The organism is Xanthomonas pisi DSM 18956 (assembly GCF_001010415.1).
Classification (GTDB): Bacteria; Pseudomonadota; Gammaproteobacteria; order Xanthomonadales; family Xanthomonadaceae; genus Xanthomonas; species Xanthomonas pisi.
Window position 1 is genome coordinate 1 of record NZ_JPLE01000345.1, and the last position, 221, is coordinate 221.

General features: G+C 62.9%; 1 protein-coding gene. It reads right to left on the bottom strand.

The window, feature by feature from the left end; genetic code table 11:
* Positions 1–221, bottom strand: a 221-nt coding sequence (locus Y887_RS18185) for an efflux RND transporter permease subunit (RefSeq protein ID WP_157004373.1), incomplete at both ends; no start/stop codon positions are given.

Genomic DNA, 221 nt, shown 5'->3' on the forward strand with positions numbered 1-221 from the left:
CACCAGCATCGAGATCACCACCGCGATCGACAGCACCCACGCAAACTCGTGGAACAGCCGCCCGGTCACGCCCGGCATCAGCAGCAGCGGCAGGAACACCGCCACCAGCGACACGGTCAGCGACAACACGGTGAAGCCGATCTGCTTGGCGCCGATTTCGGCCGCTTCCGGCCCACTCTTGCCCTGTTCGATGTAGCGCACGATGTTTTCGATCATCACGA